The following is a 17,129-nucleotide window of genomic DNA, read 5'->3' as shown; positions in this document are numbered from 1 at the left end:
ACTGTTAAAGTACCAGTTATGCTATATGTATTGAGTATAAAATTAAAGGGTGTTATCTTTTTAAATATAAAAGGTAACATCCTTTAATTTTATAAAAATAACTGGGGGAAAATATGAAAGTTAGTATTAAGTTAGCAGTAGCATATCTAATAAGTCAAAAGGGAAAAAGTCTAGCTCTTATAACTAGTATATCTTTGGCTGTAATGCTTATATTTACTTTAAATGTTATACCAGAGACTCAAAGCAAGATAAATATTGATAAAGCATATAAAAATTTTAGCGATTATCATGTAGAGTATAGCAATTTAAGTGATGATGTAAGTAATAATCTAAAAAATGAGAAAGAAATAAAAGAAATTTATGATGTAATAAACTTTGGAAATATTGTAGATAAAAATGGAGTTTCTATAAACTTAAATTCTTATAATAAAGATTTTTTAGATGCTTATGGATACAAAATGATAAAAGGGTCTTTCCCTAAAAATGATAATGAAATAGTAATAGAAGAAAAAGCATTAAGAGAAATGAATTTAAGCAATGAATTAAATCAAGAAATTAATTTTAATGTTGTTAAAAAATATGTAGATAAGAATAATGAAAATCAAATTTACACTAAACCTAATAAATTTAAATTAGTTGGAATAATACAAAAGCCAGAGGATTATTATAAGGACAATGAATTTTTTAGTGTAAAAGGATTTACTAAATTTTCAAATAGCCAAGACATAACTCCAAATGAACTTTTATCTCATAGTGGAGTTTTAAAGTTTAACACCGAAAATCCTAGTATGACTATGGCAAATAAATTTATAGGAAAATATAGATTAAATATACGTGACTTTGAATTAAATGTAGGTCTTAGTAATGTTTTAAATGAGTATCAAGAAAAAAAACTGACTAAATTTAGTATAACCAATAAACTAATTCCAATGATATCAGCAGGATTAGTTATATACAATATATTTAATATTATATTAATTGATAAAATCAATCAAATTGGAGTTCTTAGAGCTATTGGTATGAAAAAGAAAAATATAAAATATATGATGATTATTCAAAGTGTAATAGTTCTTATTATAGGACTAGTTATAGGATTTGGAGTAGGATATGTAGTTTCCTTGATAGGCATAAATAGTATTTATGGACAAAACAAAAGTATCTATGTAAGCAAAGAAAGTATAATTGAGCCTTTAATATTAGCTACAATAGTAGTTTTTATTTGTAGCATACTATCAACACATAAAGCATCAAAAATATCTCCTGTTGAAGCTATAAAAACTACCAATAGATACTCAAAAAAGCAAAAGGATAGATGTTATCATAAATTAATTAAAAAAGTATTTGGACTAACAGGCGAAATGGCTTTTAAAAATATTTTAAGAGATAAAAGTAAAACTATTTTATCAATACTTTCTATAAGTCTTGCAGGTTCACTTTTTATTAGCAAGATTGCATTTTATAATGATGATAAAAATTTGGATAACAGTAGTCTATCAATAATATCAATGGGAGATACTGATGTTATTTTAAAACATAATAGTAATAATTCAAATGAATTTTATGTTAATTATAATAAAGATTATATTGATAATATATCAAATATGGAAAATATTAGAGAAGTTATACCTAGTATAAATACGAGTGCATATTTAAAAACTAATATAAATAGTATTACAGATGATGCTAAATCACTAACATCACCAAAGCAAGACAATTTAGAAGTAAACATGGGTATAAAAGGATACAATAAAGATTTTATAAAAAGCCTTGGAAAATATATAAAGTCTGGAGGTAATATAAATGATGAATATATAGATAAAAATGATTCTTATCCTAGTGCATTAATTTCAAATTATTTTTATTCATCAGACCAACATTCAAATGATACACAAGTTTTAAAGAAAATAAAAGTAGGAGATATCCTAAAAGTCAAAGTTTGTGTAAATGAAAATGGATATTTAAAGTATAAAGATCAAAAGATAAGAGTAGCTGGTTTATTAAACAAAGATTATGTAGTAAATCAAGATGGGGGTATGGACTCTTTATTTCAAGTTATATTAAATGAAAATGATTTTAAAAGTATAACTAATATACAAAACTACAATAAATTATCAATAAAATTAGATAATAAAGACAATAAAAAAATACATAAAGACTTAGAAAAAGTAGTTAAAAATAGTTCGTTTAAAGAAATAGAAAGTAAATATAAGTATGAAAAATATGATATAGAACAATCACAACAAAATAAAAAAGAAGTATTAGTATCAGTAATTCTTACACTTATAATATCAGTAATAAATATAATTTGCATAATTAAAGCTAATATTATGATTAGAATAAAAGAATTGTCAACACTTAGAGCTATTGGTATGAGTATAAAAAATATCAAAAAAATGATTATTAAGGAAAGTATTATATATGCTATATTTAGTACAATATTGTCTGCTATATCAGCAACATTAAGTAATTTTAAATTTGCATATATGATAAATAAAGCAGGAGCTGAAGTAATTGGAGCAGAAAATAGCCTGTCTTACAGTATACCAATAAATGAAATACTTCAATTTGGAATAGTTACAATAATAATTTGCATATTAGCAACATATTTATCTGCAAATAAATTAGTAAAATTAAGTATAGTAGAAGGTTTAAAAATAAATGACTAATGGAGTAAGTAAAATGAGTAGAATATGATTTTTTATTAAATATAAAATATTAGAATAGAAATTTATTTTTACTATAGAAATGTCAAATAATATCTTTAAAATTATCAACATAGAATAGTATAGAAATGAAATAAATTGCATAGGGGATTTTTATGAGAAAAATATTATTGCCACTGACTATTCTTGTAATATGTATATTAGTAATATACATATATGGTAATTCCAAATTAGAACCTTCAAGCTATACGGTAACAAATAAATATAAATTTACTTTATATGAAGGTAACGAACTTAATTATAAAAATACAAATCGTATTTTTTTAATCATTATAGCAGTATTTACATTTGCTTTTGGAATAATAAATTCTAGAATAAAAACAATTAAAAAAAATCTTAAAAATAATGAAGAAAACTTAAATATTAAAACGAAACTTAAAAAATTAAATATACTAAAATTTGTATTAATAGCTATTTATTTAATAATTGGAGTATATTTTCTTTTTATAATAAATAGTTAATATATACTCTCTAACATTTTGTTAGGGAGTATATTTTTTGTATCAATAAGTAGCTATACAGATTTTACAAAAACTATAAAAAATTTATTCAGAAAACGGTTGCACAAAAAAGTTTCTCATGCTACAATTCAAGTATAAAGACGATGCAAGCGATTGTCTAAAAAATAAAAAATAGGGGGATTTTTCACATGGGACTAAAGAAAATATTAAGTCTAGTTACGGTAACAATGTTAGTAGCATCGAGTGTAGTAGGATGTAGTTCAAGTGGAGGTGACGCATCTAAAGACGCAAAAGGAGATCAAGTTAAAGTAGATATCTTCCAATTTAAAGTAGAGGCTAAGGACGCTCTAGAAAAAGCCGCTGAAGTTTATGAAGAAAAAAATCCTAATGTCGACATAAACATAGAAACAGTTGGTGGAGGTAATGATTACGGAGCGGCTTTAAGATCTAAATTCCAATCAGGACAAGAACCAACAATATTTAACGTAGGTGGTCCACAAGATGTTAAGGACTGGGATGGAAAGCTAGAAAATTTAAAAGATGAGCCTTGGGTAAAAGAAGCATTTGATGGAACATTAGGTTCAGTTACAACTGATGATGGAATATTCGGTATGCCATTTAACCAAGAAGGATATGGATTTATATATAACAAAGAAATATTTAAAAAAGCTGGAATAGACCCAGCAACAATAACAAGTTATGATGCACTACAAAAAGCTGTTGAAACTCTAGATTCTAAAAAAGGTGATTTAGGACTTGATTCAGTATTTGCAGTACCAGGTAAAGAAAAGTGGGTTACAGGACTTCACTTATTAAATACAGCTTTAGCTAATGAGTTTGAAAGTGGAAAGCAAGCATATGAAGCTAAAGAATTAGGATTCAAATATAACAAAGAATTAAAAGATTTATTAGACTTACAAGTTAAATATGCTTTCAAACCAGATGGAAAAAATGGATCTATAAATAGTGTTGACTACGCTATGCAAATAGAACAAAAATATTCAACTGGAAAAGTTGCAATGGTACAAATGGGTAACTGGGCATATGGAGGAATAGAGGGAGTTAACAAAGATATAGCTGCTAACTCTGGAATATTACCAATGCCAGTAAAAGGTGTTAAAGAGGATTGTATACCTGTAGGTGTTCCAATGTACTGGTCTATAAATAAAAACAAAGATGATGCTGAAAAGAAAGCAGCTAAAGACTTCTTAAATTGGTTATACACTTCAGATGAAGGTAAGAAAATGATAATAGAAGACTTCAAATTTATACCAGCATTTAAAGGATATGAAAGTGATACATTACAACCAAAAGATCCATTATCAGCAGATGTATTAAAATATGCTAATGAAGGAAAAACTATGCCATGGGTATTCATGGGATATCCAAGTGGATGGGGAGAAAATGTAGTTGGTGCTGATATTCAAAAATATATAGATGGAAGCATGAGCTGGGATGATTTAGTTAAAAATGCACAAAAAACTTGGGCAGAAGAAAGAAAATAATATATAAGTAGAAATTAACTATAGGGCGCTATTTTAGAGTAAGTTTGTACTTGTACTTTAAGGTAGCCCCTTATCTTAAAATTATAGAGATAAGAGTAAGACATAGAAGTTAAATATAATCGGAGTTTAAAAAAAATCCATTAAGGGGGAAACGTAATGTCAGTTAACACTGAAGTAGTTAAGGATGAAAATAAAGCTACTAATAAAATGAACAATAAAAAAACTAAGTCTAAAAGAAGTAAAAAAAATAACCTAGCATATTGGGCTTTTGTAGGACCTAGTTTATTTGCATTTACGTTAGTAATATTTATACCTCTAGTATTAGGTATATACTATTCATTTACTGACTGGAATGGAATCAGTTCACAAATAAATTTCGTGGGATTTGAAAATTACATAAAAGCTTTTTCAGATGAGTCATTTAGAAACTCATTCATATTTACTACTAAATTCACTGTAGCATCAGTAATAGTTATAAATGTTATAGGGTTTTTATTAGCACTTCTAGTAACTAGAGAATCGAAAATAAGTAATTTACTAAGAACAATATTCTTTATGCCAAATTTAATTGGTGGTTTAATTTTAGGATTTATATGGCAATTCATATTTGTTAATGTATTCAATGGAATAGGTGAAGCTCTAGGTCAACAGTGGCTTATGGGGTGGTTATCTAATGAAACAACAGGATTTTGGGGAATGGTAATCATAGTAGCTTGGCAAATGGCAGGATACGTTATGGTTGTATATGTAGCAGGTTTACAAAATGTTCCACCAGAATTAAATGAAGCTGCAAAAATAGATGGAGCTAACTGGTGGCAAAGATTAAGAAATATTACAATACCAATGGTTAGACCAGCATTTACAATAAGTTTATTCTTAACACTTTCTAACTCATTTAAATTATTTGATCAAAACTTAGCACTAACAAATGGTGGACCAGGTAATGCAACTCAAATGATAGCACTAAATATTTATCAGACAGCATTCTCACTTAATAAAATAAATTTAGCACAAGCTAAAGCTGTAATATTCTTTGTATTAGTTGCAGTTATAGGTTTAGTTCAAGTATATATTACTAAAAAAGGTGAGGTGGAAGCATAATGAAAAACAAAGTATCAAAATGGGGAATGAATATTTTAGGAGTTATATTAGCAATAATTTGTTTATCTCCTTTTTATATAGTAATTGTAAACTCATTTAAATCTAAAGGAGAATTATTTGAAAGTACATTAGCTCTACCTAAAGCAGCAAACATAGATAACTATACAAATGCTTGGGAAAAGCTAGATTTTATAAAAGTACTAGGAAACTCATTGTTTATAACAATTATAAGTGTTTTATTTATAATATTATTCGCATCTATGGCAGCATGGATGTTACAAAGAACTAATTCAAAGATATGTAATATAATATTAGTTATTTTAGTTGCTTCGATGTTAGTAACTTTCCAATCAATAATGTTACCTCTTGTAAATATAATGGGTAAATTAAATCTTCTTAATGTACCAGGAATTATATTTATGTATATAGGATTTGGATCAGCCTCAGCAATATTTTTATATCATGGATTTGTAAAAAGTATTCCAAAAGAACTTGATGAAGCTGCATTAATAGATGGATGTAATAAGTGGCAAACATTTAGATATATAATATTCCCACTTTTAAAACCTATATCTATAACAGTTGCAATACTTAACACTGTTTGGATATGGAATGACTTCTTATTACCATCACTTGTAATTAATACACCACAAACTAGAACTATACCTCTATCAATGTTCTTCTTCTTTGGACAATATACAAAGCAATGGGATCTAGCACTTGCAGGATTAGTTTTAACAATAATACCAGTATTAGTATTCTACTTCTTTGCACAAAAACACATAATAAAGAGTGTTACATCAGGAAGTATAAAATAGGCAAAGTTAACTCATATATTTAATATAGCTATGCTAGTTAAAAATCACCTTCCAGCATAAATTTTTAATTGTTTGTATACACATTTAGCTAGCATAGTTAGAAAAATAGTAATTAATATATACAAATTGGATAAAAATGGTTTAGTTGTATTGAAATTCTGTGGAAATACTGTAAACTTGAAGATACCATAATTTTTAATAAAAAATTAAAAATTATAAATCCTAATTACGAATACTTTTTAATATATTTAGAGTTGTTTAATATTGCCTAAAATAAAATTAAAATGGTTAATATAAGTATTTAGTAGATTTTAATTAATATAAGATGAAAATATCAGTAGAGCTTATTAATTATTAAGTACTGTTATATGGGAGGAAAAAATGAAAGTTACAATAAAAGATGTGGCTAGAGAAGCGAATGTGGCAACATCGACGGTATCTAGAGTATTATCAGATAATCCAAGAATAAGTGATGAAACTAAAAAAAGAGTAAATGAAGCTATAAAAAAGCTAAATTATAAACCAAATCCAATAGCTAGAAGTCTAGCAAAAAATGAAACAAGAATATTAGGGGTAGTACTTCCAAGTGATGCTAATGATTTACTTGCAAATCCATTCTTTATAAATGCTATGAAGGGGATGAGTATGTATGCACAAAGTAAAAACTATTATATAACTTATGCTTTTAGTAAAAATGAAGAAAATGAAGTTGAAAATATAAAAGAAATGACAAGTAGCAATTTAGTGGATGGAGTAATACTTTTAAGGGTAAGAGAAAATGATGAAAGTGTAAGATATTTAAAAGATAAAAAGTTTCCATTTGTAGTAGTTGGAAGACCTGAATATCCTAATGAAGTTTTATGGGTAGATAATAACAATTTTCAAGCTATGTACAAAGTTGTTAATCAGTTAATAAAAAAAGGTCATAGAAAAATAGGATTTGCAGGTGCTATGAAAAATCTAAACATGTCTAGAGATAGATTTGAAGGATATAAAAAAGCATTGGAAATGAATAATATAGAATTTGATGAAAATTTAGTTGTACACAAAGATGAATTTAAGGAATATGAAGGAGAAAGTGCGTGTAAAGATCTTTTACAAAACAAAGATATAACTGCCATTGTAACAATAGATGATTTACTTGCATTTGGAGTTTTAAAAGAGCTTAGAAGACAAAAGATTAAAAATATAGCAGTAGTAGGTTTTAATAATACTCAATTAGCGCAGCATCAAAAACCACCACTAGCATCTGTTGATATAAATGCAGATAAGCTAGGATATCAAGCTACTAAGCTACTTATACAAACATTAGAAGATAATAAAGAGAGTGAAACTACTCACTATATTGTAGATACTGAGTTTGTTGAGAGAAAGTCTTTTATTAGCAACAAATAAGATTAAACGGGGAGATAATAAATGATAGAAGCTTTTATATTCGATTTAGATGGGGTTATAACAGACACTGCTAAATTTCACTATTTAGCATGGAAAGAGTTGGGATTAAAAATAGATATAGAAATAGATGAAGAGTTTAATGAAAGCTTAAAAGGCATAAGTCGAATGGAGTCTTTAGAAAGAATATTAATCAAAGGAAACAAACAAAATGAGTTTACTTTAAAAGAAAAAGAAGACTTAGCTAATGATAAAAATAAATATTATGTTGAGTTAATTAAACACATTTCACCTAAAGATATATTGCCAGGAATAGAGAATTTATTAAAAGAGATAAAATTAAATAATATAAAAATAGGACTAGCTTCAGCTAGCAAAAACGCAACTATGGTTTTAAATAATCTAGGACTAAATAGTTACTTTGACTTTATAGCAGATGCAGCAAAGTGTAAAAACAGTAAGCCAAATCCAGAAATATTTATAATGGCAGCAAATGGCTTAGATGTAGATCCACTAAATAGCATAGGCATAGAAGATGCGATGGCAGGTATTGATGCTATAAACAGTGCAAATATGTACTCGGTAGGAGTTGGAGATAAAGATTCTTTAAATAAAGCAAATATAGTGTTTGAAAACACACAAACTATAGATTTCAATCAAATAGTAAATTCATATAAGGCTTGTAAGTATATAACAAATATATAAATATGAATAATTCAGGGGGATTTTTTATGAGACGTTTATTTGATAATATAAATGAATGGAAGATAATACAAGATAAAATAGAATTTGATGAAAATAGACTAGCAGAATCTATAATGAGTTTAGGTAATGGGTATATGGGGATGAGAGGAAATTATGAAGAAACATATACCAACGATAGTCATAGAGGTTCATATATAGGAGGAATTTGGTATCCAGATAAAACTAGAGTAGGTTGGTGGAAAAATGGATATCCAAATTACTTTGGAAAAGTTCCAAACAGTGTAAACTACATAGGAATAGATGTATATATAAATGGTGAAATATTAGACTTAGCAAAAGCTAAAGTAATCGACTTTTATAGAGAATTAGATATGAAAAATGGAGTGCTAACTCGTAAGTTTGTAGCCGATGTAAATGGAAAGAAGATAGAAGCATCAGTAACTAGATTTCTAAGTGTAAAAACCAAAGAATTAGGTGTTATAAAATATGAAGTTAAAGCATTAAATTTTGATGGAGAGATAACGTTTACACCGTATTTAGATAGTGATGTAAAAAATGAAGATTCTAATTATGAAGAAGCGTTTTGGGTTAATGTAAGTACTGAATCTAGTGAAAAATATGGAAATGTGGTTGCAAGAACTAAAGATAATCCATTTAATACAGAAGTATTTACAATATGTGCAAATATGAGTATAAAAACTAATAAAGAACCAAAAGAAAATACTTATATGAACAAAGAATATTATAGTGAAAATAAAATAGTATTAGATATTAAAAAAGATGAAACTGTATCTATAGAAAAGTATGTTGCAATAACTACTACAAGAGATCATAATGAAGCTCATTTAATAGAAAAGTCAGAAGAGATACTTAACGATCAAACAATCAAAGGATATGAAACAGTATTAAATGAGCATATGAATGCTTGGAACAAAAGATGGGAAAGTGCTGATATTAAAATAGAAGGCGATACATTAGCACAACAAGGTATAAGGTATAATTTATTCCAACTATTCTCAACATACTATGGTGAAGATGCTAGATTAAACATAGGACCTAAAGGATTTACAGGAGAAAAATATGGAGGGGCTACTTATTGGGATACAGAAGCATATTGTTTACCAGTTTATTTAGGCGTAGCGCCAAAGGAAGTATCAAGGAATCTTTTAGTATATAGACATAATCAATTAGATAAAGCAATAGAAAATGCTAAAAAGTTAGGTCTAAATGGGGCACTATACCCAATGGTAACATTCAATGGAGAAGAATGTCACAATGAATGGGAAATAACATTTGAAGAAATACACAGAAACGGAAGTATAGTATATGCAATTTATAACTATACAAACTATACAGGTGACTTTGAGTATATAAAAGAAAAAGGAATAGATGTAATAGTAGAAGTAGCGAGATTTTGGGCTAGTAGAGTACATTTAAACAAAAGACGTAATTTATATATGATTCATGGAGTTACAGGACCTAATGAATATGATAATAACGTAAACAACAACTGGTACACTAATTACTTAGCAAAATGGTGCTTAGAATACGCAGTTAACAATATAAAATGGTTAGAAAAAGAAAATATACAATCAGTAAATAGAAATAATGTAGATAAAAAAGAATTAGAGAATTGGTTAAAAATAAGTTCTAAAATGTATTTACCATATGATGAAGAGTTAGATATAATAGTTCAACACGATGATTTCTTAGACAAAGAACTTATAAAAGTTAAAGATTTACCAAAAGGAAATCTACCATTAAATCAAAACTGGTCATGGGATAAAATACTTAGATCATGTTTTATAAAACAAGCAGATGTATTACAAGGAATGTACTATTTTGGTAATAAATTTAGCAAAGAGGAAAAGAAAAGAAACTTTGATTTCTATGAACCATATACAGTTCATGAATCATCTTTATCACCAAGTATATACTCTATAATAGCATGTGAAATAGACAATTTAGAAAAAGCTTATGAACTTTACTCAAGAACTGCTAGACTTGACTTAGATAATTATAATAATGACACAGAAGATGGGCTTCATATAACTTCAATGTCGGGGGCTTGGCTTTCAATAGTGCAAGGATTTGCAGGTATGCAAACGTTTGAACAAAGTCTTAAGTTCGCACCAAAACTACCACAAAATTGGGATGGATATAGTTTTAATATAAATTATAGAGATAATCTATTAAAAGTTGAAGTTAATAAAGAAGATGTTAAAATATCAAATATGAGTAATAAGTCAATAAATGTTAGTATATATGGCGAAGAATATAAACTAGAAGATAAAATAGTTATTCCTATAGAAGTTAATAAAAATTTATGTAATGCTTAAACGTAAAAAAATTGATATAAAAGTACTTGATTTATGAAGGTTAATAAATCAAGTACTTTTTTTGTAATAATTTTACAAAGTGATTTCAATAACATCAATTAGTACAAACAATGTAGAATATAATATTTAAAACTAGCATTTGTCGTGTATAATAGTATTCAGGTGATATTATATAGCAATAAATGGGAGAGTATAACTATGAGCAAAATATTTTTACAATTCAAAAATAAACTTAAGGAAATCGTATTAACTATACTTTTGATTGGTACAACCGTTATAAATGTAGATGCAGTATCTAAAGAAGCCCTAACTACTGAAAATGTGAATTTAAGGACAGTAATGGATGCTAAATCTGAAATATTAACTACAATAGAAAAAAACTCTGAAATAGAAATAGTACAAGAAAATGATACTTGGTGTAAAATAAAGTACAAAAACAAAGAAGGTTATAGTGATAAAAAATACATAAAAACAATAGATAGATATGCAAGTGCATTGGGGGAAGTTTCTGTAGGTTATGATAAATTAAATGTAAGGGATAGTGCTAAAGATACAGATAATGTGTTAGGAAATCTTACGACAGGTTCTAGTGTTGAGATAATAGGAGAAGTAGGAGAGTATTATGAAATTAATTTTGAAGGTAAAGTAGGTTATGTGTTAAAAAAACATATAAAAGTAAATGACAGTAGTATTAAAAATTTAGATGCAAAAAAACGTAAATTTGTAATAGCAAATATACATACTTTAAATATGAGAAGTGGACCTGACACAACATATGAAAGGATTTCAAAAGTACGCAAAGATGCAGTATTAGATGTAATAGCTAGTTATCCTAACGAATGGTTAAAAATAAGATACAATGGCAATATAGGCTATGTTTCTAGAGACTTTGTCAAAGATATAAAAAACATAAATACTTTAAGTAAAAAAGTAAAAGTTGTAGACAATGTTGATACTTTGTATATGAGGCAAACACCTTCTTTAAATGCAAAAATAATTAAAGAATTAAAAAGTGGGCAAAAGGCAAATGCAATTATAGATGGGTCAGCTAAATCAGGATGGATAAAGATAAAAGAGGGTAATTTAGAGGGATATGTAGATGCTAACTATGTTGAAGAGTATAAGTCTAAAGGGAATAGTAGCATAAAACAAACAATAAATGATATGTTAGATAATATGGTAGATAAGATATTCAATTTTATATCAAATTAATTTTAAATAATAATCTAATTATAATAGAGCCATTGAGTGAAAAATAAATTTCACTCAATGGCTCTATATTTTTTAGCAACATTGATTTTAAAAAATAGAATTATTGGAAATATTCTAAGTGAATTAATTTACAACATTTGGTAGTCAAAGTATAATATAATATAGATTATAGGGACTAATTATGGATAAAACAAAGTTTAAAGGATAAATACCTAGGAGGATAAAATATGGCTTTAAAAAAAATTAAGAAGAAATGCTTAGCTATAGGGCTTACAGTAGTTTTTTCTGGAGGAAATATATTATTAGCTAGTGCAAATGAAACTGTAAATAATAATGATAAAATTTTAAAAATAGAAGAAAAAAATAAAAATGAAGAAATAAAAACAAGTGAATTTAAAAATAAAATAATAATGGAAAATGAATCAGATAAGGAAAAAAACTTAAATAGAGAAAATCTAAGTGAGACTAGTCATGTAGAAGAAAAAGAAGGAAAGATATATGTAACTTTAAACTTCAACGAAAAAATTGATGATAAAAATCATTTAGAAATATTAGTAAATGATAAGAAAGTAAATCATGAAACAATAGAAAATCAACTAAACAAAGATAATACAAGTGTAAAATTTGAAGTTAGTTCATTACAAGATAAAATAACTATTAAAAAGAACATAACTGATTTAAATAAACAAACTAAATATGATATTGTTTTAATTAAAGACGCTGTAAATGAAGAGTCTACAAATAAAGAAGAAAATATAAATAAACCACAAAATAATACAAAACCAGTAGATAAAAATATTCAAGCTAATGAAAATAAACAACCAAATATAGGAAAATCAGAAAATCAAACATCACAAGTTAAAAATATTAAATCTAATACAGGTAAATTAAGCTCAATAGAAAACACAATAAAAGCTAGTGATTCATCACTTGAAAGTTTAGCTAGAGAATCTCTAGGTAGTACTAGTTACATAGAAGAAATAGATGGTAAAACATATGTGCAGCTAGAATTTGTAAATAACATATCTAAAGATAAAGAATTAGAAGTAATAGTAAATAACAAGTCTGTAGACTATAATACATTATCGAAAAATTTAGATAGTGGAAAAATTACAATAAAGTATGAAGTACCAAATTTAGATACAGAATCTACTGTAATGTGTAAAATAAAAAATTCAAATGGAGAAACAAAAGACATTGAATTTAAGGTATCACTTAAAAAAGATACATTAAAATATATAAAAGATATAACAGCAACTAATATAAATAATGTAGAAAATTCAGCTAATAATAGTACAATTAAAAACTTAAATTCTACAAAAAAGACATATAATCGTGGTGGTCAGATACTACAAAAACCATCAACAAGTGGAAAATTAAGTTCTATAAAAAATGATGTTATTACATTAAGTGAAGAAGCTGAAGAATTAGCTAATGCACAGTTAAATGATATTACATTTATAGAAGAAGTTAATGGAAAAACATATGCTATATTTGACCTTGTAGATGCAGTAGAATCAGAGTCAAGTGTGAAAATAGAGGTAAATAACAAACAAGTATCATATGAAATTTTGTCTAGTCATATAGCAAAAGGTAGAATGAGAATAAAGTTTGAAATACCAAATGTATATGCAGATATAAAAGTAAAAAGCTATATGGAAAGTAAAAAGAAAGATATAGAATATAATGTAAAGCTAATCAATAGTACTTTAAAAGTTGAAAATGAAAATTCAACTCAAACAAATAATAACAACAATAACAATAATAATTCATCTACAACTACAAAGCCTAAATTGCCACAAACAGGTATTGGATTTGATGGTGCTATGATAACAGGGCTTGGGGCAACTATGATAGTAGCTGGAGCAGCCTTAACTAAGAAAAAGGATGAATAAAAAAATTAAAATGAAAAGCAAACACAGAAAAATAATAGGAATAACCCTTATAGTATTAGGATGCTGTATAGTAGGTGTTAGAGTTGGTGGAAAATATTTATTTGAGCAATCAAGTAAACAAGAGGTAAATGAATTTTTAGAAAAAGACATACCAACTATTGATACAAAAAAGAATCAATCCGTAAAAGAAATATACAAAGATATAAAACCTGGAGATAAAATAGGAGTTATTGAAATAAAAGATCTTGGAGTACAACATATAATAGTAGAGGACACACAAGAAGCGCAAATTAAAAAAAATGTAGGCCATTTTATAGAAACATCAATGCCTGGTCAGTTTGGAAATTTCTCATTAGCAGGTCATAGAAATAATTTATATAATGAAGTATTTAAAGGATTAGCGGATGTTGAAATTGGAACAGAAATAGTGATAAAAGCATTAAATGGAGAATTTAAATATCAAATATATAAAAAAGAAGTCATAGAACCAGACAATTTTGATGTTTTAAGTCAAGATTACGGTAAAAAAGAAATGACTATAATCACTTGCACAAAAGACGGAAAAAAAAGAGTTTGTGTAAAAGCTAAAATGATATAAGGATTAATAGATTAAGATTTAAAAAACATTGAAAAAAATAAAAAGCTCTTATGACTAAATCTAGTCATAAGAGCTTTTTTAATTAGCGGACGAAGTCGTTGGCGACATGAAGTGTAGTGCCCACGCAGTGGCTTAAGCGAAGCGAATTTTGTATTATAATGATAATAGACTACTAAAAAATAATACTTTAAAAGTTTAGAAATATTTAGAAAAATTACAAAAAGTTAGAAATAAAGATATATAGTTTTTAATGTGATATTATTAGTATTGAAATAGAAATATGGAGGAGTTTAAAATGAATAAACATATAATGGGGTTAGTATTAGCAGGATTAATATGTGTAGGGGCGCAAGCTGAAAAAACATATGCTAATGAAGTTCAAGTAAAAAATAATATTGTATCAGCTCAACAAAGCAAATCATTAAATGGATGGGTAGCAAATGAGTATTCTTGGAGCTACTATAAAAATGGAGTAATCTTAAAAAGTCAGTGGATAAAAGATAACGGTAAATGGTATTATGCTGATGAGTATGGTTATATAAAAGTAAACGTAACAGATAAAGTTGGAAATAAATTTTATATATTTGATCAAAATGGGGCTATAGTAGAAAAAAGTGGATGGATTAAGATGGGTTCACTATGGTTCTATGGAAATAAAGATGGAAGCATAAAAGTAAATGAATGGGTAAAAGAAAATGGTAAATGGTACCATTTAGCTGGTGAAAGTAAATTATATGACTACTATGGAATGTTGGATTCAAGACCAACAGCATATGTAAATGGAAAATGGTATATGTTTGATAAAAATGGAGCTATGCTTTCTCCTAAAAAAGGATGGGTTTCACATCGTGGAAACTGGTTTTATTCAAATGGAGATGGAACAGTAAAAAGTAGTGAATGGGTAAAAGAAAATGGTAAGTGGTATTATCTAGATGGACCATTAGAAGAACATCATTATGGTGGAATAATGGCAGCAAATAAAACAGCATATGTAAATGGAAAATGGTATATATTTGACGCAAGTGGTGCTATGAATTATAAAAAAGGATGGATTAAAGCAAACTCTTACTTTGGTGAAAGTCAAGGATGGTATTATGGCAATGGAGATGGAACTGTAAAAGCAAATCAATGGTTAAAAGAAAATGGAAAATGGTATTACTTAGGTGGATATGGAATGATGTATAGTAACACACAAGAAGATATAAATGGAAAGATGTATAATTTTGATCACAGTGGAGTATGCTTAAATCCTTAAAAATAATAAAAGCTCTTATGACTTTAGTCGTAAGAGCTTTTTATATAATTCTATAATATAGATGATTTTTTAAAACATCCTTTTTTATCTAAAAACAACAAAATTAAAATAGAAGCAACTAAAATAATAGTACTAACAATACCAGCTTCAGGACCAAAAACACCGCCTGTAACAAAATCGCTACCAATTAATTTAAAATCCATCAAACTTCCAACAGGAACATTATTACCACTAACTTCAAATCCAAATAAGTTGCCCTGAGCAAAATTCCAAGCACTATGCATTCCACAAACAGCCCATAAGTCATTTGTTTTAATAACACAAAGTCCGTAAAATAAACCAACTAAAGCTATATTTATTACAGCAATATAATTTACATTTGGATTTAATAAATGCATAAATGAGAATAATAAAGAAGAAACTATTAAACCTAAAGTTATATTATATCGAGCACCTAATACATTCATTAGCCATCCTCTTGTAAGAATCTCCTCAGTACCACCTTGAATAATCCAACCAACTAAAAATATTAAAATAACTGGTAATGTAGATAAACCAACAGGCTGAATTGGATTTTTATCAATTGTTATATAGCCAAATCCATATAGAATTAAAACAATTATACCCATCATAATAATACCAATTAAAAAGCCAATTAGATATTTTTTTATCCAACTATCCTTAGCAAATCCGATAGATGAAATCTTTCTTTTTTCGATGACTTTAACTCTAAAAAATACAAGTAATGATGAAAATGCAAATAAAACTAAAGAGATCATTAAAAGAATTGGTTCTTGATTTAAAATAAAAAATTCAGAGTTATTAAAAGCTAATAAAAATGGTAATAAAATAAGTTGACCGATTAAATTACCGCCATACATAAAAATAAGCAGCAATATTACTGCCCAAATTATATTGGGAAGTTTTTTACTTTTCCTAGCCTCATCAACAAGGCTTACATTTCGTGTAAACATAAATATCTCCTTTATAAAATTAAAAATATTGTACTCAAATTAATTATATATAAATTACCAATAAATAGCAAAGTGATAAAACCATATACTTATTTACAAAAAAATATAATTTACAATTATAAATAAGTTTTTATTATAAATAAGTATATTA

13 protein-coding genes are annotated in these 17,129 nt (G+C 26.8%); 12 read left to right on the top strand and 1 reads right to left on the bottom strand.

The genetic code is table 11. The features are described from left to right. Nucleotides 1–113: 113 nt before the first annotated feature. From BLP75_RS01545 to BLP75_RS01490, 12 genes are all read left to right on the top strand, one after another. Complete coding sequence (locus tag BLP75_RS01545; protein ID WP_092722185.1) at nucleotides 114–2,666, top strand: ABC transporter permease; 2,553 nt, start codon at nucleotides 114–116, stop codon at nucleotides 2,664–2,666. 152 nt (nucleotides 2,667–2,818) lie between these two features. Continuing rightward, nucleotides 2,819–3,184, top strand: coding sequence for a hypothetical protein (locus BLP75_RS01540; protein ID WP_092722183.1), 366 nt, complete (start codon nucleotides 2,819–2,821; stop codon nucleotides 3,182–3,184). 188 nt (nucleotides 3,185–3,372) lie between these two features. Continuing rightward, nucleotides 3,373–4,689, top strand: a complete 1,317-nt coding sequence (locus tag BLP75_RS01535; protein WP_092722182.1) for an ABC transporter substrate-binding protein — start codon at nucleotides 3,373–3,375, stop codon at nucleotides 4,687–4,689. A 156-nt stretch (nucleotides 4,690–4,845) separates the two neighbouring features. After that, nucleotides 4,846–5,790, top strand: a complete 945-nt coding sequence (locus BLP75_RS01530) for a carbohydrate ABC transporter permease (protein WP_330385768.1) — start codon at nucleotides 4,846–4,848, stop codon at nucleotides 5,788–5,790. Then, nucleotides 5,790–6,608, top strand: a complete 819-nt coding sequence (locus BLP75_RS01525; protein WP_092722180.1) for a carbohydrate ABC transporter permease — start codon at nucleotides 5,790–5,792, stop codon at nucleotides 6,606–6,608. Before BLP75_RS01530 ends, BLP75_RS01525 begins: the two co-directional genes overlap by 1 nt. Nucleotides 6,609–6,989: 381 nt before the next feature. Continuing rightward, on the top strand, nucleotides 6,990–8,003 hold the full coding sequence (locus BLP75_RS01520) for a LacI family DNA-binding transcriptional regulator (RefSeq protein ID WP_092722179.1): 1,014 nt from the start codon (nucleotides 6,990–6,992) through the stop codon (nucleotides 8,001–8,003). Between the two features lie 21 nt (nucleotides 8,004–8,024). After that, on the top strand, nucleotides 8,025–8,705 hold the full coding sequence (gene pgmB / locus BLP75_RS01515) for a beta-phosphoglucomutase (RefSeq protein ID WP_092722177.1): 681 nt from the start codon (nucleotides 8,025–8,027) through the stop codon (nucleotides 8,703–8,705). Between the two features lie 26 nt (nucleotides 8,706–8,731). After that, entirely contained in the window at nucleotides 8,732–11,044 is a 2,313-nt protein-coding gene (locus tag BLP75_RS01510) for a glycoside hydrolase family 65 protein (protein ID WP_092722175.1), read from the top strand. A gap of 198 nt (nucleotides 11,045–11,242) precedes the next feature. Further along, entirely contained in the window at nucleotides 11,243–12,256 is a 1,014-nt protein-coding gene (locus BLP75_RS01505) for an SH3 domain-containing protein (RefSeq protein ID WP_092722173.1), read from the top strand. A gap of 227 nt (nucleotides 12,257–12,483) precedes the next feature. Continuing rightward, nucleotides 12,484–14,151, top strand: a complete 1,668-nt coding sequence (locus tag BLP75_RS01500; protein ID WP_092722171.1) for an NEAT domain-containing protein — start codon at nucleotides 12,484–12,486, stop codon at nucleotides 14,149–14,151. Beyond that, nucleotides 14,144–14,749 (top strand): class D sortase, encoded by a 606-nt coding sequence (locus BLP75_RS01495; RefSeq protein WP_092722169.1) that lies wholly within the window; start codon nucleotides 14,144–14,146, stop codon nucleotides 14,747–14,749. The genes BLP75_RS01500 and BLP75_RS01495 overlap by 8 nt, the downstream gene beginning before the upstream one ends. Before the next feature lie 295 nt (nucleotides 14,750–15,044). Then, nucleotides 15,045–16,004 carry a hypothetical protein gene (locus BLP75_RS01490; RefSeq protein WP_170139087.1) on the top strand — a complete coding sequence of 320 codons (960 nt, stop codon included), beginning with the start codon at nucleotides 15,045–15,047 and terminating at the stop codon, nucleotides 16,002–16,004. Between the two features lie 50 nt (nucleotides 16,005–16,054). On the opposite strand, the gene BLP75_RS01485 is transcribed toward BLP75_RS01490, so the two are convergent. Next, entirely contained in the window at nucleotides 16,055–16,978 is a 924-nt protein-coding gene (locus BLP75_RS01485; RefSeq protein WP_092722165.1) for a CPBP family intramembrane glutamic endopeptidase, read from the bottom strand. Nucleotides 16,979–17,129: the final 151 nt, after the last annotated feature.

Origin of the sequence: Romboutsia lituseburensis DSM 797 (assembly GCF_900103615.1) — a bacterium.
Lineage (GTDB): Bacteria > Bacillota > Clostridia > Peptostreptococcales > Peptostreptococcaceae > Romboutsia_F > Romboutsia_F lituseburensis.
This window is presented reverse-complemented; position numbering and strand designations above follow the sequence as displayed.